This is a genomic window from Streptococcus jiangnanensis (assembly GCF_040888325.1).
GTDB classification, from domain to species: domain Bacteria; phylum Bacillota; class Bacilli; order Lactobacillales; family Streptococcaceae; genus Streptococcus; species Streptococcus jiangnanensis.
In genome coordinates this window covers 494,187-513,758 of record NZ_JBFNFF010000001.1, presented here as the reverse complement: position 1 = coordinate 513,758, position 19,572 = coordinate 494,187, and the positions used below count along the sequence as shown (strand labels likewise).

At 42.8% G+C, this 19,572-nt stretch carries 19 protein-coding genes; 5 read left to right on the top strand and 14 right to left on the bottom strand.

The genetic code is table 11. The annotated features are described in order from the left end of the window. Positions 1 to 34: 34 nt before the first annotated feature. From brnQ to recJ, 12 genes are all read right to left on the bottom strand, one after another. The gene (brnQ, locus tag AB2B49_RS02310) at positions 35 to 1,360 is read right to left on the bottom strand and encodes a branched-chain amino acid transport system II carrier protein (protein ID WP_049505245.1); all 1,326 of its coding nucleotides are present in this window, start codon (positions 1,358 to 1,360) and stop codon (positions 35 to 37) included. Positions 1,361 to 1,544: 184 nt separating this feature from the next. After that, positions 1,545 to 1,832 carry a rhodanese-like domain-containing protein gene (locus AB2B49_RS02305; protein ID WP_000659164.1) on the bottom strand — a complete coding sequence of 96 codons (288 nt, stop codon included), beginning with the start codon at positions 1,830 to 1,832 and terminating at the stop codon, positions 1,545 to 1,547. Continuing rightward, entirely contained in the window at positions 1,829 to 2,419 is a 591-nt protein-coding gene (locus AB2B49_RS02300) for a uracil-DNA glycosylase family protein (RefSeq protein ID WP_320691884.1), read from the bottom strand. Before AB2B49_RS02300 ends, AB2B49_RS02305 begins: the two co-directional genes overlap by 4 nt. 159 nt (positions 2,420 to 2,578) lie before the next feature. Then, positions 2,579 to 3,979, bottom strand: a complete 1,401-nt coding sequence (gene pepV / locus AB2B49_RS02295) for a dipeptidase PepV (RefSeq protein WP_070569161.1) — start codon at positions 3,977 to 3,979, stop codon at positions 2,579 to 2,581. Positions 3,980 to 3,988: 9 nt separating this feature from the next. Next, on the bottom strand, positions 3,989 to 4,594 hold the full coding sequence (locus AB2B49_RS02290) for a nitroreductase family protein (RefSeq protein ID WP_000670151.1): 606 nt from the start codon (positions 4,592 to 4,594) through the stop codon (positions 3,989 to 3,991). Between the two features lie 174 nt (positions 4,595 to 4,768). Beyond that, entirely contained in the window at positions 4,769 to 5,623 is an 855-nt protein-coding gene (locus AB2B49_RS02285; RefSeq protein WP_001015771.1) for a metallophosphoesterase family protein, read from the bottom strand. Continuing rightward, on the bottom strand, positions 5,613 to 7,460 hold the full coding sequence (uvrC, locus tag AB2B49_RS02280) for an excinuclease ABC subunit UvrC (protein WP_001061160.1): 1,848 nt from the start codon (positions 7,458 to 7,460) through the stop codon (positions 5,613 to 5,615). The genes AB2B49_RS02285 and uvrC overlap by 11 nt, the downstream gene beginning before the upstream one ends. Positions 7,461 to 7,561: 101 nt before the next feature. Continuing rightward, entirely contained in the window at positions 7,562 to 8,263 is a 702-nt protein-coding gene (locus AB2B49_RS02275; protein WP_320691883.1) for a M57 family metalloprotease, read from the bottom strand. A gap of 104 nt (positions 8,264 to 8,367) precedes the next feature. Continuing rightward, positions 8,368 to 9,147 carry an alpha/beta hydrolase gene (locus AB2B49_RS02270; RefSeq protein ID WP_049505250.1) on the bottom strand — a complete coding sequence of 260 codons (780 nt, stop codon included), beginning with the start codon at positions 9,145 to 9,147 and terminating at the stop codon, positions 8,368 to 8,370. Between the two features lie 68 nt (positions 9,148 to 9,215). Further along, positions 9,216 to 10,877: a ribonuclease J gene (locus AB2B49_RS02265; RefSeq protein ID WP_049505251.1), complete on the bottom strand. Its 1,662-nt coding sequence runs from the start codon at positions 10,875 to 10,877 to the stop codon at positions 9,216 to 9,218. Positions 10,878 to 11,101: 224 nt separating this feature from the next. Further along, positions 11,102 to 11,386, bottom strand: coding sequence for a DUF2695 domain-containing protein (locus AB2B49_RS02260; RefSeq protein WP_049505252.1), 285 nt, complete (start codon positions 11,384 to 11,386; stop codon positions 11,102 to 11,104). Between the two features lie 134 nt (positions 11,387 to 11,520). Continuing rightward, positions 11,521 to 13,746, bottom strand: a complete 2,226-nt coding sequence (recJ, locus tag AB2B49_RS02255; protein ID WP_049505270.1) for a single-stranded-DNA-specific exonuclease RecJ — start codon at positions 13,744 to 13,746, stop codon at positions 11,521 to 11,523. 177 nt (positions 13,747 to 13,923) lie between these two features. Between recJ and AB2B49_RS02250 the strand changes: the two genes are divergently transcribed. The 5 genes from AB2B49_RS02250 (at position 13,924) to AB2B49_RS02230 (ending at position 17,757) form a co-directional block, all read left to right on the top strand. Next, positions 13,924 to 14,682, top strand: coding sequence for an amino acid ABC transporter ATP-binding protein (locus AB2B49_RS02250; protein ID WP_049505253.1), 759 nt, complete (start codon positions 13,924 to 13,926; stop codon positions 14,680 to 14,682). Positions 14,683 to 14,692: 10 nt separating this feature from the next. Then, on the top strand, positions 14,693 to 15,487 hold the full coding sequence (locus AB2B49_RS02245) for a transporter substrate-binding domain-containing protein (protein WP_049505254.1): 795 nt from the start codon (positions 14,693 to 14,695) through the stop codon (positions 15,485 to 15,487). 12 nt (positions 15,488 to 15,499) lie between these two features. Then, the gene (locus tag AB2B49_RS02240) at positions 15,500 to 16,177 is read left to right on the top strand and encodes an amino acid ABC transporter permease (protein ID WP_049505255.1); all 678 of its coding nucleotides are present in this window, start codon (positions 15,500 to 15,502) and stop codon (positions 16,175 to 16,177) included. Between the two features lie 9 nt (positions 16,178 to 16,186). Next, the gene (locus AB2B49_RS02235; protein ID WP_049505256.1) at positions 16,187 to 16,846 is read left to right on the top strand and encodes an amino acid ABC transporter permease; all 660 of its coding nucleotides are present in this window, start codon (positions 16,187 to 16,189) and stop codon (positions 16,844 to 16,846) included. A 128-nt stretch (positions 16,847 to 16,974) separates the two neighbouring features. After that, positions 16,975 to 17,757 carry a DUF4037 domain-containing protein gene (locus AB2B49_RS02230; protein WP_071851460.1) on the top strand — a complete coding sequence of 261 codons (783 nt, stop codon included), beginning with the start codon at positions 16,975 to 16,977 and terminating at the stop codon, positions 17,755 to 17,757. Positions 17,758 to 17,899: 142 nt separating this feature from the next. On the opposite strand, the gene AB2B49_RS02225 is transcribed toward AB2B49_RS02230, so the two are convergent. Next, positions 17,900 to 18,337, bottom strand: a complete 438-nt coding sequence (locus AB2B49_RS02225; protein WP_049505257.1) for an Rrf2 family transcriptional regulator — start codon at positions 18,335 to 18,337, stop codon at positions 17,900 to 17,902. A gap of 164 nt (positions 18,338 to 18,501) precedes the next feature. Then, entirely contained in the window at positions 18,502 to 19,443 is a 942-nt protein-coding gene (locus AB2B49_RS02220; protein ID WP_049505258.1) for a hypothetical protein, read from the bottom strand. Positions 19,444 to 19,572: the final 129 nt, after the last annotated feature.

The following is a 19,572-nucleotide window of genomic DNA, read 5'->3' as shown; positions in this document are numbered from 1 at the left end:
ACAAAAAATTCTTGGTCGATGACCAAGAATTTTTTTATTCCATCTCAAAAACATCACTCTCTTGTTTGTTTGGTAGAACCAATGAAAGCAAGATTCCGACAATAGCTGGCACTAGCCATGGAAGAGAGGCTGACGCAAACGGAAGGGCATTAATCAGATTTTCTAGAAACTCAATCTTAAAGGAACTTCCAAGGACGCTTGCAAGAGCAATAGCTGTAACAAGCCCAATAGTTAACTGCATGCCCGGTTTTGATAGGGCTACAAACTTATTAACAATCACAATCATCACAATGGCGATGGTGATTGGGTACAATATTACCAGTACTGGCACTGAATACTTAATGATTGCATCAAGTCCAAGATTTGCAATAGCAAATCCAATCAAGGTAAAGGCAGTGGCATAGACCTTGTAGCTGATTTGTGGGAAACGTCCGTTAAAGAACTCTGCTGTCGACACAATCAATCCAACTGTCGTTGTGAAGCAGGTTACAGTTACCATAACAGCAAGGAAGAATTGAGCTGTTGAACCAAAGATTTCCTGAGTTGCTTGCGACAAGATATAAACACCTGGTGTTCCACCCTTCATCACTTCTGCTGGTACTGGGAAGTGATTTCCAAGGAATCCTAAACCAATGTAAAGAGCGCTGAAAGCAAGAGCTACAACGATACCAACCACCCAAATAGTTGAAATGTATTCTTTCTTACTGGAGAATCCAAGTTGTTTCAAGGTTTGAACAGCAATCACACTGAAAGCCACTGAGGCAAGGGCATCCAAAGTGTTATAACCTTCTAGGAAACCTGTCCCAAAAGCAGAAGCTTGATAAGCAGCTGACGCAGTTTGAGGACTTGTTCCACCGTATTTGAAGGCACCTAGTACAACCAAGATAACGATCAACAAAGCAAAGACTGGCGTTAAGATACGTCCAATTCGATCCAAAATCTTTGATGGATTAAGTGAAATCAAATAAGCCGCTGCAAAGTACAGCACGGTAAAGATAATCAATCCTAGGCCTTTGTTTGCTTCGGATAAGAGGGGACTAATCCCAACTTCGTAAGCTGTTGTGGCTGTACGTGGAATGGCAAAGAAGGGGCCAATCGATAGATAGAGGACTGCAAGATAAAGCGTCGCAAACCAAGGTGAGATTTTCTTAGAAATCTCGTGAATGTATCCTTTCGGGTTTAGCGTTCCAATAATAAGTGTCAAGACGGCAATACCGACACCTGAAAAGACAAAACCTGCGATGGCAGGAAGAAACTGTTCTCCAGATAGGGCACCTAGAGAGGGCGGAAAGATCAAGTTCCCCGCACCAAAAAATATTCCAAACAGGAGCAAGCCTGTTAGGGCACCTTTTTTAGCCATAATAATCTCCTTCATATTTCTAAAATACTGACCTAGTATACCATGATTAGGACTTTGAAAAAAGTATCCAAAATTAATCATTGAATGTTTTCAATATTTTTAAAAATAAGAATTATCTAAAAACAAAATCCCTCACTCAGTTGGAACCGAGCAAGGGAAGATTAGGATCTATCACCATAGAGGTTTAAAGATTTTCAAAGGTCATCATTCCACCTTGGACATTGATAACGTCATAACCCTGTTCAGCTAGAAATTGACAAGCACGCGCTGACCTCACCCCAGATTTGCAAATGACATAATACAAGAGGTCCTTGTCCAATTGATCATAAGTATCAGCCAATTGACTAAGTGGTAGGTTCTGAGCACCTTCTAAATGAAGCGTCTCGAACTCTTCTACTTCTCTCACGTCTAAGACTGAAAGGGACCCTTTCTGATAAAACTGGTAAAAATCGTTAAAAGTAATTTCTTTCATTTTGTTTCTCCAAGAATCTTTTGAATTCTATTTTTCAAATCTGGCACTACTTCTGACTCAAACCAAGGATTCTTAGCCATCCAGATTTGATTACGAGGTGACGGATGCACCAAAGGGAAATAATCAGGCAAATAATCCTTAAACCGATGCACACGGTCGGTCACCTTGCCACTGATTTTCTCATGTAAATAATAGGCTTGGGCATATTGCCCAATCAAGAGAGTTAATTGGATATTGGGCAATTCTTGCAAGAGTTGTGGGTGCCATTTTTCGGCAAAGCCTTTACGGGGGGGAAGGTCGCCCGATTTTCCATGTCCTGGGAAATAAAAGTCCATGGGAATAACTGCAAACAAGCCCGAATTGTAAAAGGTATCTTCATCTACACCTAGCCACTCACGCAAGCGATCGCCACTCTTATCCTTCCAATAAATCCCAGCTTCTTGCGTTTTAAGCCCAGGAGCCTGACCGACAATATTGATGCGGGCAGTCTTTGGCGCCGCAAAGAGAGGTTCAATTCCGCGTTCTGTATAGCTGGTATTCTGCGGATCCGCCATAATGGCTTGCTTGATTCTTTCAATTTGAGACATCTGTTTACCCTCCAAAAAGAAGTCCAAGATTAAAATCTCAGACTTCTATCGTTTTATACTCTTCGAAAATCAAATTCAAACCACGTCAGCTTCACCTTGCCGTACTCAAGTACAGTCTGCGGTTAGCTTCCTAGTTTGCTTTTTGATTTTCATTGAGTATTATTTGATCAATTCATAAATAGCTTCTGCATAGATTGCTGCTGCTCGGAAGAGATCGTCCAAGGCGATAAATTCATTGGCTTGGTGCATGGTATCGATTGAGTCTGGGAACATAGCACCGTAGGCAACCCCACGTTCCAGCAAGCGACCAAAGGTACCACCACCGATGACTTGCTCGTGACCTTTAAGACCAGTTTGTTTTTCATAGACATTCAACAAGGTTTGCACAAGCGGATCTTCCATTGGCACGTAGTGAGGTGTGTGACCGTGTTCAGAAAGGCTAACAAAAGCAACTGGCAAGTTTTCAAGGATTGACTGGATCTGCTCTGGGCTTGTTCCTTTTGGATAACGGAAGTTAAGGGCAATGGTATTGTCAGCACTTGCTTCGTCAAAGCGGAAGACACCCGCATTCATAGAAAGGGAACCCATCTTTTCATCTACATGAGCAACCTTGAGATTTTCACCCTCATGGTCATTCAAGAGAATCTTACCAGCGATGTCAAGATAGTCTTTTGCAGGTCCAGCAAAGTCGAACTGGCTGAGGAAGAGTGCCAGGTAGGTCGCACCATTGACACCTGAAGCAGGCATAGCACCATGGGCTGATTTACCAATGATGGTCACCTTGTATTTGCCAGATTCTTCTTTGATTTCTCCTCTGAGTGTGTGTTCTGCAACAAAGGCATCTAGTTTCCCTTGCAAGTCAGCCAAGTCACCTGAAACGACTGCTGTTGCTGATTCAGGTACCATGTTTTCACGCAATCCACCTGTGAAACTGTGAAGACGAGCAGCACCTGTATTTTCACCTGCAAAATGGAGGTATTCCGTGATATTTCCTTTTTCACCATTGATGATTGGGAACTCAGCGTCTGGAGAGAAACCGAAGTCTGGTTTTGCAAGTCCTACGTGCTCAAAGTAATAGTCCATGTCTGCCCAGCCTGATTCTTCATCTGTTCCGACGATGAAACGAACTTTTTTAGAAGTTGGAAGCCCCAATTCTTTGATGATTTTCAAACCATAGTAACAAGCTGTTGTAGGCCCCTTGTCGTCTGAAGCTCCACGCGCATAAAGGCGACCGTCTTTGATAGTTGGTGTATAAGGGTCCGTGTCCCAACCGCTACCAGCTGGCACCACGTCCATGTGAGCAAAGATTCCGAGAACTTCTTCTCCTTCACCAAACTCAAAATGTCCTGCGTAGTTATCAACATTTTTAGTTGGATAGCCATCACGGTCTGCGATTTCAAGGAATTTTTCCAAGGCTTTTACTGGACCAGGTCCAAATGGATGCTCAGCATCGGCTTTGCTGTCATCACGTTCTGAGTTGATTTCCAAAAGGCTAAACAAGTCAGCCAAGAGGTCTTCTTTGCGTTTTTCTACTTCTGCTGTAAAATCAATAACTGTCATTTTTTCTTCCTATCTCTTCTCGATAATTTCATCTACTGGCAAGCGGTAGCTTGGTTCCAATTTCTCATCTGTGTATCCAACTGTGATCAAGAGTTCTGGACGGAATCGGTCTTCAATGTCCAAAACTTCGTTGGCTTTTGATTTGTCAAATCCAAGAATAATGTTAGAACCGATTCCTTGGTCTGTCAGAGCAAGAACCAAGTTCATGGCAACCAAACCTGCATTGAGGGCTAGGTAGTCGCTGACTTGTTGTTCACTGTAACGCGCAAATTCAGCTGGCAGATTCTTCATAAAATATTGAAGTTGCTCTTCAGAGAAGTTATTAGCGCCGCCAACTCGGGCAATCTTACGAGCACGTTTAGCCAAATCTGTGTCGGTAAACAAGGCAATGGTTACAGGTGCTGCTGATACCTGCTCAAAGTTCGAACCATAAGCCAATTTTGCCAATTCAGCATTTTTCTCACGAACAACCACAAACTTCCATGGCTGGCTGTTGTGGGCACTTGGGGCCAAGGTTGCGATTTCGATAGCCGTACGCACATCTTTGGGATCTACCGGTTTATCAGTAAAATGCTTAGTCGCATGACGTTTTTTATTTAATTCAAGAAATTTCATAATCGATTTCCTTTTCTAATTCTACTGCATCCATTCTACCATATTTTGAAAGAGCTTGCAGAGATTTTTCATAGAAAGAAATTGGAACACGGATGAAGTCCTGGATTTAAACTTATCATTAAAATCAGATTTTTCCTCATCCAGTTCCAACTAATTTTCAGGGGTTTTAAGAAACTAGTCTACCTTATATTCTGACTTTATAGCCTCCAAAAATTTCTTCACATCCTCAACATACCCATGCTTTTCAATTAAACTAGCTAAGAGTTCTAGATTGTGCCCCCGATAGTTGTCATCTCGGCGTAGTTCTTCATACATTTCGATAAAAGGAAGCCCCTTGGACTTGGCCAATTCTAACTCTGCTTCATAGTCATAAGCAACTTTTCGGAATAGAATGTTTACTAATTCCCCATATTCTACTTCTATCACAGCATACTGAGCACGGTGATTTTTTAACGCCTCCCAATTAAAATAGGGCATGCCAATCGACCCTGGATTGATGATTTGTTGCCCTTGACTGCCATAACGAAGCAACTGCTTGTGAACATGACCATAGACTGCCACATCAACTTCATCATCTAGGAGTTGGTCAAATTTCTCTGTATCATTCTCAACTAGCAAGTCACCACCATAGTTCTTATTTGGCAAATTATGAGAAAGAGAAAAACGCAGTCCGTCAACTTCTCTCTTTTCTAGCATAGGTAAGCTTCGTAGCCAGTCAATCGTTGCAGGATCCATTCGCTCCATCAAATACTGCGTCATACGCAAGAGCTGGACTTCCTGTGGGTCTTCCAAGCCATATTGCCCATCTAAAGCCTCAAGGACACAATCATCCCAATTGCCTCGAACACTTGTAGTGATAGAAAGTTCCTTTAACAGAGCGACCAAGTCATTTGCACCTGGACCAGGGAGGAAAATGTCTCCCATGAGCCAGTATTCACTGACTCCTTGTGCTTTAGCATCTGCAATCACTGCTTCTAAGGCAGTCACATTTCCATGAATATCTGATAAAATTGCGATTTTATGGTTCATCATAATCTCCTTTTGTTTGGTAGTCCACTCTTTCTTCCGCCACTTGAGCCAATTCCACTTCTTCCTGAGGGTTCAACTTTCTTTTCACATCTTCTGCGACTGCTCTTGGCACACCCACTTCGACAATTTCATCCACACTAGCTTCCTTGATTTTAGTGAGAGATTTAAAATGCTTCATGAGATTCTGTTTGCGTTTAGGTCCCAGACCGTCAATCCCATCCAGTTGTGAAGAAAAGGAATTTTTTGAGCGCAGTTGGCGGTGGAAGGTGATAGCAAAGCGGTGCACCTCATCCTGGATGCGTTGGAGGAGAAAGAATTCTTGAGAATTGCGAGACAACTCCACCACTTCCAGTGGATCTCCAAAGAGCAGTTCATGGGTTTGGTGCTTGTCATTCTTTTGCAGACCTGCAATTGGGATATCCAAACCTAGCTCTTCTTGGATGACTTGCTTTGCGATATTGACTTGACCTTGTCCCCCATCAATCACAATCAAATCTGGCGGGGTTAAACCATCACGTTGAACTCGGCCATAACGTCTGCGAATAACCTCTCGCATACTAGCATAGTCATCTGGGCCAACAACCGTTTTTATCTTGTACTTTCGGTAGTCTTTTTTACTCGGTTTGCCATTGACAAAGACCACCATAGCTGAAACAGGACTGGTTCCCATGATATTAGAGTTATCAAAGGACTCGATACGGACTGGGGTCGGGATTTGGAGCAAGCGTCCCAGATTTTCAATAGCTCCTTGGGTCTTTTCGACTGATTTTTCTAGCAGATTGAACTTCTGCTCCAGACTAACACGGGCATTTTTGATGGCTAGATTGACCAGTTGTTTTTTTTCCCCACGTTGGGGTTTGAGAATCTTGGTATCCACCAAGGCCTTGACGGCTTCTTCGTCAATATCCTGCGGAATCAATACTTCATTGGGAACCAGGTGAGATTTTTCTTGATAGAATTGTCCCACGTAGGTCAAGAAGTCCTCATCTGGATCATTGTAGTAGGGGAAAAGATTGACATCCCGCTCGATGAGTTTTCCCTGACGGACAAAGAAAACCTGAACACACATCCAGCCCTTATCCACATAGTAGCCAAAGACGTCCCGATTTTGCAAATCTTTAGCCATGACCCTTTGCTTGGTCCGAAGTGTTCCAATCGCCTGAATCAGGTCACGGTATTCCGCCGCACGTTCAAACTCCATACTTTGAGCTGCGGATGCCATCTTCCCCTTGAGGTCATCGATGATTTTGTCATCCTGTCCTTTTAGGAAATCAGAAACCTCCTGAGCCATGGACTTGAAATAAGCCTCATCTTTCTGACAGATGGTGTGGGCCATACATTGGCCGATATGGTAGTAAAAACAAACCTTAGACGGCGGGTTGGTACATTTCCGAAAAGGAAAAATCCGATCCAGTAGTCGCTTGATTTCATTGGCCGCTCCCACATCAGGATAAGGTCCAAAATAAAGACCTCCGTCCTTTTTGACCTGACGGGTGATAATCAAGCGAGGATAACGCTCATTGGTGATTTTGATGAAGGGATAGGACTTATCATCCTTGAGCATAATATTGTACTTGGGCTTATTTTCCTTAATCAGGTTGATTTCTAGGAGAAGTGCCTCAATATTGGACTCAGTGACGATAAATTCAAAATCCACAATTTCAGACACCAGAGCCTCCGTCTTGGTATCATGACTTCCACGGAAATAAGACCGCACGCGGTTACGCAGATTTTTAGCCTTTCCTACATAGATAATGGTGCCATTTTTATCCTTGTGAATGTAACAACCAGGGCTGGTCGGCAAGAGCTCTAGTTTTGATTTGATCAAGTTATTCATAGTTCCATTATAACAAAAAGGCCGTAACAGGACGAACAAAAAGCCCCACCAATCACTTGATGGAGGAGCTTTGATTTCATTTCAGATTGCACCGACTTCATCTAGTCGCTTCTGGTATAGAGTTCTTGAACAGCCTTCACATCCTGAGGCTGAATCCCATAGTAAGAACCTGCTGGCTGCATGACAGAAGTTTCGTTGGTATGATCCAAACCGATGGCATGCCCCAGCTCGTGCTCCGCCGTGTGCACGATCCGTTCATAAGAATAACCATAGTTTGGATTGGATAGATAATAGTGATTCAGGCGAACCGTTACAGATATAAATTGTTTGGTTAACAAATTGGTTTGACTCTCGGCTTGACCAGCTACAGCGGTCGATCCATCATTCATCTCACTTGCCACAATATCTGCCTGGCTAGGATCCGCAACCACCTCAAAGGTGAAGGCTCCCGTTTGATTCCAGTTTTTTATGGCTTCTGCATAGGCACCTTGGAAGATCTCATCCATTTGAGGTTCAATATAGATGCGAGCTGAGGCCTGAGCCCACTTGCCTTCTGCATGTTGGTGACTGTCTGTCTGAGACAAGACTTCCAGCGTTCCCGTCTCCTTCCATTGATTCCAGCCACCTTGACCAATCTTGCTCATTTTTTCAACCTGATTGACCGCAGAATGAAAATCACCTGTCAGATACCAAACCACTCCAAAGGCAATGAGCAGTAGAATGACCACAGTCCAAACCAGACGCCAGAAGAAACGCCAAATTCCCAACAGAAATCGGAACAATAATCGAATAATCCAGAACATGACGCCCCACCTTTCATAAAAATAAGAACCTATCTTGAAATCACATTCTCCTTGATCAAGATAGATTCTCTATTTTACTGAAGAAAGCTGAAAGAAACCTAAAACTAAGATAAGCGTTCTTCCAAGACAAAGTCAATTGGTAGAGTAGCCAAAAAACGTTCCAATTGTTTTTCCCAGTAGTACCACTCGTGCTTACCTGGACTGTGACTATAGGTCACCTCAAAACCAAGCTTTTTGAGGTTTTTCACTGCGAGGTTATTGGCAGAGTAGAGATAGTCTTGCTCCCCACACCAAGCCCATAGCTTGGTCTTTTTATCCGATTTCGCAGAGATATATTCCAGCGAATGAGGACTAGCTGTCCAGTCTTTAATCTCTCCAAAAACTCCTCGCCAGTAGGCAAGCGATCCCAGATCCTGACTTTCAGGAGAAAATTCCTGAAAACTGAGCGCACCAGAAAAACTAGCCGCATGAGAAAAACGATTTGTCGATAGAGCGAGTTTGAAGGAACCATATCCTCCCATGGAGAGGCCTGCTATAAAGGTCTTTTCTCGCTTGCTGGTCATATTGGGAAAGAAGCGTTTCATGACCTGAGGTAACTCTTCTGCTAGAGCAGTATAGTAGTTATAGCCATACTGAGTATCTGTGTACCAGCCATTGCTAGTATTGGGCATGATGACAATAAGATTGGTTCCACGCAACAAGCGCTCGACATTGGTACGTTTGAGCCAGCTATTTTGGTTTCCTGACATTCCGTGCAAAAGATAAAGAACAGGAATATCTGTGCAATCTGGTTCAGTCACCCGACTAGCATCTGGATAGAGTACGGTAACGCCCCACTCCATATCCAAAACTTCTGAGTAATACTCAATATTCATAACTGCCATGGTTGTTTCCTTTTACTATTCTATAAGAAAAAGCCGAATTTCGACTTTTTCTGTAGGTATGCTGCTTATTATTTTGCTTCCATTACGACTGGCAAGATTGCTGGACGACGCTTGGTTTGATCAAAGAGGTACTTGGTCAGATTGTCACGAACCTTGCCTTTGAGATCTGCCCAGTCAAAGTCATCACCTTGAAGATACTCTTCTACCGTTTGGTTAATCAATTCTGAACTTTCACGGAGAATATCACGGCTCTTCTTGAGGTAAACAAATCCACGCGTATGAACACGGGCCTTGGCCACAATTTTTTTCTCACGACGGTTGACAGTGATTGCCACGATAAAGATCCCATCCTCTGACAAGACCTTACGGTCACGAAGGACCACATTTCCAACATCCCCGATGGCATTTCCGTCAATCAAGACATCACCTGCGGAAACTGCTCCAGCTGGGACAAAGTCTCCATGTTCATAAGACATGGTCGTTCCCTTTTTAGGGATGAAAATGCGTTCTGGCAACATTCCAACCGCCATGGCAGCCTTGGCATGCGCATCTAACTCACGGTACTCTCCTTGGATAGGGAAGAGGTAGTTTGGCTGCAGAAGATTGATCATCAACTGCAAATCACGCGCATTCCCGTGTCCGGATACTCGCAAGCTTTGGGTAATGAGTTTCACCACACCACCAGCTTGGTAGATCATGTTTTCAACACGCGCCATGACGGCTTCTTTGGCGATAGATGGAGTCGTTACGATATAGACCAAGTCCCCATCTTTGATTTCCACATAGCGGTGGCGACCAATGGACATCTTACGAAGTCCATTAATAGGCTCACCCATACGGCCCGTCTCAAGGATAATCAACTCATGGTCTTCAAAACGAGACATTTCTTTGGGTTTAATCAAGAGACTTTCATTAGCTAGAGATAATTTTTTGAGACGAATCGCAGTGCGGACGATATTTTCAATATCAAATCCAGTCAAAACAACTCTGCGACCTGTATCTGCTGCAGCATCAAAAACCTGCTGGATACGAGAAAGGTTGCTGGCAACTGCGGCAACGATGATACGACCTTCCCAGTCTGCAATGGTCTGGGTAATTTCATCCCCAACTTCACTCTCGCTCGCCACCTGGATATTGCTATCAGCATTGGCTGAATCACTGAGGAGCGCCAAGACACCATCACGACCAATCTCTGCCAAACGAGCAAAATCCGTCGCATAGGATTCGCTAGCTGTCTGGTCAAACTTGAAGTCCCCTGTGTAAACAATGCTACCTTCAGTTGTTTTTAGGACTATTCCCAAACTTTCTGGGATAGAGTGAGTTGTACGGAAGAAGGAAACCACAGTCCCTCCAAAATCAATCTCCGTATCTTCATCAATCACATGGAAGTCATTGAATTTCTTAACCGTATCATTTCCTTTGACAAAGAGTTTGGCCAACTCAACGGTCAACTCAGAACCAAACACAGGCACCTTAGCCTCTGCCAAAAGATAAGGCAGGGCACCAATAGCATCCGCATGTCCGTGGGTCAAAAAGACCCCAGCGATACGATCGCTATTTTCAAAAAGGTAGTCCATATTTGGAATGACGACATCAACACCTAGTTGTTCATTTTCAGGGTATTTAAGCCCCGCATCCAAAACAAAAATAGAACCATCGATTTCAGCGATGTACATATTTTTCCCATTTTCTCGTACACCACCTAGTGTTGTTAAACTAATATTACTCATTTTTCCTCCGAAACTTCATTTATCTTGATTATAGGGCGAATTCACCCTCTTATTCTAAAAGTTCTAAAACTTTCAGCCGAATCTTTTCCTACCATTATACCATTTTTTTGATTATTTTCAAAATGAAGGTTTCCAGTTAAAGAACTATAAATAACTCTTCTCAAATGCACAAACAAGTGAGAACTACAAGCTCTTCAAAAGAATGTTTTCTGACTAGCTTCCTGTCACTCTTCAAATCTTTCCGCGACATTGAATAGCACTTCGCAGTCACAGTAGGCTCCATTTGCTTCTAAAAAGTCTCTAACTGTTTCGACATCCACATTGTGCTCTTCTAGAAATGTTCGTGTTAATAAAAAATCATCCTGACAAGCTTGATATTCAAGCTCTACATCCAAAAAGTCAAACAAGTCAAAAAAGAGCTCCCTTGACAGGGGCAAACTTTCTTCGAATTTTTGTCTTTCTTGCTTTTTATAGTCCGCTCGTAATCTCTTTTTCTTCTGCTTATCCATTTGACACCTCCAGGCTTTCCTTTGACCAGTTTATCTGCCAACTAGTCCTCTTTCCTCATTATAATACAAAACCGACTCCAATTGGAGCTTATTCATGAATATAAAAAGAGTCAGCAAGCCAACTCTTTCTATCTCTATTCACTTTTTTCCATTAAAAAATCATACATTTCTTGCACGGTACCCAGCGCCATCATTTCTTGGTCTTTAACGGTTTGTTTGAGATTTTGGTAAATCTGACTTTCAGCAATTTCCCTTTTCGGCGCTTCTTTATTGACTGTCATGACACCATCTTTGATCGTCACAAAGCCCAGCTCTTCAAATACTTGGATCATCTTGACCAGCAAGATTTGTTGGATATTAAGATAAGTCGCCAAATCTTTGAGCTTGTAGCGAATATCAAACTCTGGGAACTGGTAAATGGTCTTGTACAATTTGGCAAACTGTTCCCTAGTCCCGTAACCTGTCAGATAGTAGGCCTTGTCAATGTCATTTTTGAAATAGACAGCTGAGAAATCCTGTTCTTGAAAAATGGTCTTCAGCAAGGTAATATCTTCAGGAATGGTTTTCACAACCACAGCATCACTATTCGCTAGATCTGGCAACTCTCCAGAGAAATCTAAAACTGGAACCCCTTCTGGCAGGGCTACGTTCTTCCCACGAATGTTAAAGAGTTGAACACCTTCCACACGCGCATCCACCATCATCAACTGGAGGGCAGTTTGGCCATTCCATTGGTTGACAGACAAGGTGACTGCCAATTCTAGGTTTTTTGTTTGAGCAAACTCTATCGCCCATCTACCTTGTCCGAAGGCCACCACTTCAAAACTCGCCTCACCCTTGGAAATTTTTAGTTTGAGGTGGGCATTGCCCGCTCCCATAGTACGGGCACTTTCGACATGAAAATCCTTGATATAAAAGACAGGTTTTTGATTGTCCATTCCAAAGGGTGCCAAGCGTTCAAAACTTTTAACCGTTTCTAAACTAAGAGTCTCCAAATCCAACTCTTCATCTAGATTTAACTTATTCTTACCACTAGCATCTGCACCTTTTTCACGGACATAGTCTTCCAAGACTTGAGATAAATCTGGAATCTTCTCCACTTCCAGCGTCATTCCAGCTGCACCAGCATGGCCACCAAAGGCGATAAAGAGGTCTCGATGGGGATCCAGAGCTTCAAAAATATCGACCGCTTCCACACTACGAGCACTGCCCTTGGCACGACCATCTTCTATATTAAGAACAATGACTGTCTGCCCTAGTTCTTCCAACAAGCGCCCAGCCACGATACCCAGAACCCCAGGATTCCAGCCTTCCTTGGCCAAAACCTGGACCTTCTTCTCAGGATTTACCATGGTCTTAGCTTCTTCATAGATTGACTGAACGATCTCCTTACGTTCTTCATTTTTCTGGTGAATCATGAGGGCAATCTCATGTGCTTCCTCATCGTCAAACCCAGTCAGCAAATCAATGGCAGGATTGGGATCATCCAATCGCCCCAAGGCATTTAAACGAGGAGCAATCTGGAAGCCAACCGTCTCTTCTGTCACTTCATTCGCAGCAATCCCTGCCATGTCCAGCATTTCTTGTAGACCGATGCGCTGGGTATGTCCCAACATTTCCAGACCATATTGAACCATGATACGGTTTTCATCCGTCAAGCTCACCATATCTGCAATGGTACCGATAGCTACCAAATCGAGCAACTCAACTTGCACTTCTTCTAAAAGAGCGCAAGCCAGCTTGAAAGCCACTCCGCATCCGGCCAAATATTTGAAGGGATAATCTGCATCTGGATGCTCAGGGTGAACAATCGCATAGGCATCAGGAAGGGTTTCAGGCATGGAATGGTGGTCGGTCACAATGACATCCACTCCCATAGACTGGGCCAATTCAATGGCTTCGTGACCCGCAACCCCATTATCCACTGTCACAATCAAGGAAATCCCCTCTTGCTCGATAAAGTATTTATAAACACTGGCATTGGGACCATAGCCATCGGTAAAACGATTGGGTAGGTAAACCCGACACTCGGCACCAAGCTGTTCCAAACTTTCCTTCACAATCGAAGTCGAAGTCATGCCATCCGCATCGTAGTCTCCATAAATGAGAATATTTTCCCCTTCTTCAATGGCCTGACGAATCCGTTCGACTGCCTTGTCCATATCATGGAGCAGATAGGGGTCATGCAAGTCCTCCAAAGAAGGTTCTAAAAACTTCTTGAGACTTTCCTCATCCTGAATCCCTCTTTCAAATAATAACCGAGCCACCTCAGGACCCAGTCCAGCCTTCTTGGCTATCTTTGTAAAATCCGCATCTTCAACCTGCGGGGCAAACTGCCATTCATAAGTAGGAGTTATCAAAAAAACATCCACTCTTTCTAAGAATTCTATCGTTTCATTATAACATGATTTAGGCTTTTTCTCTATTCAGATTGCTTTTTTATAACATTTTAGTGAATTTTTTTCAGATATGATTTGACAAGAACATTCTTTTATTGTAGAATCATGTTATAAAATCTAACACAAAGGAGATCTCTCATGGCTTTAGTAGAATTTAAAAACGTCGAAAAATATTACGGAGACTATCACGCACTCCGCGACATCAATCTCCATTTTGAAAAAGGACAAGTTGTTGTCCTGCTTGGACCTTCCGGTTCTGGGAAGTCCACTCTCATCCGTACGATCAATGGTTTAGAGGCTGTTGACAAAGGAAGTCTCCTAGTCAATGGACACCAAGTAGCAGGTGCTAGCCAGAAAGATCTGGTTCCTCTTCGTAAGGAAGTCGGCATGGTTTTTCAACATTTTAACCTTTATCCACACAAAACAGTGTTAGAAAACGTGACACTTGCACCTATAAAAGTTCTAGGAATTGATAAAAAAGAAGCTGAAAAAATAGCCCAAAAATATCTGGAATTTGTAAACATGTGGGACAAGAAAGATTCCTATCCAGCTATGCTATCTGGTGGTCAAAAACAGCGGATCGCCATTGCTCGTGGTCTTGCCATGCATCCGGAGCTCCTCCTCTTTGATGAGCCAACATCTGCTCTTGACCCTGAAACCATCGGCGATGTTCTAGCAGTTATGCAAAAACTGGCGCATGATGGGATGAACATGATCATCGTTACCCACGAAATGGGATTTGCTCGAGAGGTTGCGGACCGCATTATCTTTATGGCTGACGGAGAAGTTTTGGTGGATACGACAGATGTCGATGACTTTTTCGACAATCCAAGCGAACCTCGTGCCCAACAATTCCTCAGCAAAATTATCAACCACGAAAGTGATAAAGTCAAATAAGGAGGCGCCTATGAAAAAGAAATTCTTTTTATCAGCATTATTAATTAGCCTTTTCGGTCTTGCTGCTGCCAAACCAGTTCAGGCTGATACCAGTGTCGCAGACATTCAAAAAAGAGGCGAACTAGTTGTCGGTGTCAAACAAGACGTTCCTAATTTTGGCTACAAGGACCCCAAGACCGGTACTTATTCTGGTATCGAAACTGACTTAGCCAAGATGATTGCAGACGAACTCAAGGTCAAGGTTCGCTACGTTCCTGTTACCGCTCAAACCCGCGGTCCACTACTAGACAACGAACAGGTCGACATGGATATCGCAACCTTCACCATCACAGATGAACGTAAAAAACTATACAACTTCACCAGTCCCTACTATACGGACGCTTCTGGCTTTTTGGTCAATAAATCCGCCAACATCAAAAGCATTGAGGACCTAAACGGTAAAACTATTGGGGTTGCCCAAGGCTCCATCACCCAGCGCTTGATTACTGAATTGGGTAAAAAGAAAGGTCTAACCTTTAAATTCGTTGAGCTTGGTTCTTACCCAGAATTGATTACTTCCCTTCACGCTCACCGTATTGATGCCTTTTCTGTGGACCGCTCTATCCTGTCTGGCTACATCAGCAAACGGACAGAACTACTAAATGATAGTTTCAAACCATCTGACTACGGTATCGTCACCAAGAAATCAAATACCGAGCTAAACAACTATCTTGATACCTTGGTCACTAAATGGAGCAAGGATGGTAGTTTGCAGAAACTTTATGACCGTTACAAGCTCAAACCATCTAGCCATACCGCAGATTAAGGAGGACACCCCATGACAGATTTATCATCTTGGACAGCCTATTTTCAGGATTTTGGACAATTTTTCAATGGTTTCCTCTTCACCCTTGCCCTAGCGGTTGGTTCCTTTATCCTCGCCATGGTTTTGGGCATCTTCTTTGGAGCCATGTCAACCAGCAAACGCCCATTCTTGCGTGCTTTAGCTCGCATCTTTGTGGAATTTTATCAAAATACTCCCCTCTTGGTGCAGTTTGTCATCGTCTTTTATGGTTTGCCTCTTATCAGTGAACACACCATCATGATTCCGATTTATTGGACAGCTGTACTTTGTGTGGGACTCTATCACGGCGCCTATATCGCTGAGGTAATTCGTTCAGGGATTCAGTCTATTCCTAGCGGTCAGATGGAGGCCGCCTTGTCGCAAGGTTTTACCTATATCAGTGCCATGCGCTTGATTATCTTGCCTCAAGCCTTCCGTATCATTCTCCCTCCATTGACCAACCAAATTGTTAACCTCATCAAGAACACCTCTACCGTAGCTATCATCTCTGGAGTAGACTTGATGTTTGTGACTAAGTCTTGGTCGGCTCTCAACGGAAACTATATCCCAGCCTTTTTAGGCGCTGCACTTCTCTACTTTGCTCTATGCTTCCCTGTTGCCCAGTTTGGTCGCAAGATGGAGCAAGCCAATAAAAAAGCCTATTCACTTTAGGAGGTTACTATGGAATCTATTTTAGAAGTTTTGACCCCAGATAACCTAATCTTTATCTTTAAAGGATTTGGCTTAACCCTCTACATTTCTCTGATTGCTATCGTCCTCTCGACCCTTATCGGAACAGTGCTAGCCGTCATGAGAAATGGGAAAAATCCTGTCTTACGGATCATCTCCAGCATTTATATCGAGTTTGTACGTAACGTTCCCAACCTCCTCTGGATTTTCACCATCTTTTTGGTGTTTAAGATGAAGTCCACACCAGCTGGTATTACAGCCTTTACCCTCTTTACCTCAGCAGCCCTGGCTGAGATTATCCGAGGCGGCCTCAATGCCGTGGACAAGGGCCAGTACGAAGCAGGAATGTCGCAAGGATTCACCTCTGCGCAAATCCTCTACTACATCATTCTCCCACAAGCGATTCGCAAAATGCTGCCAGCTATCATTTCTCAGTTTGTAACTGTGATTAAGGATACCAGTCTTCTCTACTCTGTTATCGCCCTACAAGAACTCTTTGGCGCCAGCCAAATTCTCATGGGACGCTATTTCGAACCAGAGCAGGTCTTCAGTCTTTATATCCTGATTGCCTTGATTTATTTTATTTTTAACTTTGCCATTTCCAGCCTTTCTCATAAGCTAGCAAAACATTGGCAACAAGCCGCAGAATAAAAACGAAATGTGAACTCAAAACAAGGGTTCACATTTTTGCTATAAATGAAAAAGAGTAACTCAATGCTATGCAAACGTTTTACTTTTTGGTAAAATGACTTTAAAACCATAAAGTAAGGAGAAAAATCATGATCCACGAACTTTGCAAAGAATTCTCTCAACTGGAACAAGTAGAAGCTATTGCTCTTGGTGGTTCTCGTGCAGGACAAGCCTACGATCAAAACTCTGATTATGACGTTTATGTCTATCTCAACTCTCCTATTGATGAGGCGAATCGCCTAAAAATTTTGAGTAAATACTGCTCCTATATGGAAATTGGAAACCAGTTTTGGGAGTTAGAGGACGACTGTGTACTAAACAACGGTATCGAAATCGAGTTGATTTATCATTCGATGGAGTCGTTTGAACAGGAATTGAACTCAACCGTTTTTCAACACAAAGCTCAAAATGCTTATACAACTTGCATGTGGCATAATCTACTCCACAGCAAGATTCTATATGACCCGAATGGACACTATGCTTCTCTCCAAAGAACCTACCAGATTCCCTATCCACAGGAACTCAAAATGCATATCATCGAAAGGCAACTCCTTTTGCTAGAACAAGCCATGCCTGCCTTCTCTCACCAAATAGAAAAAGCTATCAAACGCCAAGATCTTCTCAGTATGAATCATCGTACGAGTGAGTTTTTTGCTTCCTACTTTGACTTGTTATTTGCGCTCAATGAGCAAACCCATCCTGGTGAAAAACGGATGCTGGAGTATGCAAAGGCCCATTGTACACTCCTCCCTAAGCAATTTGAAGAAACTATTCGCAAGTATTTCCAACTACTCTACCAACCACAACAAGGAGAACAAGCGATCGTAACCTTACAAACCATTCTGAACCAACTAAAGGCCATTTTGCCATGAGTAAAAAATGAAATGTGAACCTGAAACTGAGGCTCACATTTTTCTTTATAGTTTACCGTAAAGCATCTAGTACACTTTACCACAATTCTTCTTGCCCAACTTATAAAAAGAGCGGCAATAGAAAAAGAGAACCTTAGTCCTCTCACTTAGACAGTTTATTCTGAGCATCAGCTACAACCTGAGCCAGACTTGTCTGACGCAGTTGGTTTTCCATAGCTGCTTGAACATCGAACAGCTTTTGGTCCAAGACTGCATGGATATTCGCACCAATTGGGCAATTAGGATTTGGATTGTCATGGAAACTAAAGAGCTTACCAGATTTTCCTAAACACTCCACAGCTTGGTAGACATCCAACAAATTGATCTCTTGAAGGTCTTTTATTATCTCAGTTCCTCCCGTACCACGAGCAACTGAAATCAATCCAGCTTTTTTGAGTTGCGATAAAGTCTTACGGATAATGACTGGGTTGACTCCGACACTAGCTGCAAGAAAATCGCTGGTTACTTTACTTTCTGTATCCTGCATTGCAATAATAATCATCATATGAGTCGCAATTGTAAATCGGCTTGAAATTTGCATCTTCTTCTCCTTTCATTGATATTTTATTCATCTTTTCCCGTATAAACATTATACCTTATTTGCTTATCCTGTCAAATATTAACGAATGATTACCTTCTCCATGCAAAAAGTCCTGTATCCCTCTTGACAACCAGAACGGTAGAGGGCATACAAAGACTTATTTTTTATGCAATTTTTCGGACAATCCCTTTTGTTTTATGACTTGACCAAACCGAGCTGATAGACACCCCAGCACCAACTAAGGTAAACACAGCTAACATAGCTAGATTATAAAAATAGTTATCTGGGAAATCACCGCTAAAGATTAATTGATTCACCACTCGGAAAGCAAAGGCAAACTCAACCCCTAGTTTGGCAACGACTTCCATCGCCAAATCAATTTGATTCACTAGAAAGACAGTAATCACCATCCAAATAGAGGAAATCACAATCCCCTTTCGAGATACCTTTCTTCCAAGGATTTCATATCCTTTAATGGTACAAATCCCCAGAACGATACCCGCTACCATAGCTACATAACCTAGACGTGCGATAAATAGAGCAACTGCTCCACCAATCAAGGCACCCAGCAAGGCACCGACTGCTCCAAGAAGAACATTTTCCTTCTGGTTTTGATAAGAATCCACCTCAATTTGAAGGTTGCTCTTCAGCAATTGATAGCTTTCCTCGTTGATAAGGAAAATTGAATCACCTAATTGATAGAGACCAACGGGGCCTTCCTGACCACTGTAGGCACAGACTTGTACGAAATGATGGGTTTCAAGGAAGACAACGAGGTCTGTTATGAGCGTCTGTAACTTTTCAATTGTTTTTGATTTGCGCATGGCACCTTTTACAACAAAAGAAACAAGGTACTGGTTGATAGACAAGGTCGACAAGTTTGGAAGAGATTCACTCTTAAACTCATCCCAAACCAATTCATTTTCTTCTGAATCCGCAGGATTACCATTCAAACTCACACTGACACAAAGTCGAAACTGATTTTTCACGTCAGTTTCTTGCAGGAATAATAAATAGCCTGACTGCGTGCCATAAATACTACGCGAATCTTCGTCAAATTGCAAGCCCAACTCCGAGGCAATAGCGTGTAACTCTTCTGGTTTCATTATCTGTCTCCTCTTATTTTGAATATCAATTAGTATGAGATTCAAATTAGTTATATTCCGTTATTCTAACATAAATTTGAGAAGCCGACAATTCGTATCCAGTTCGACTTATCGGAAAACAACAGTTCC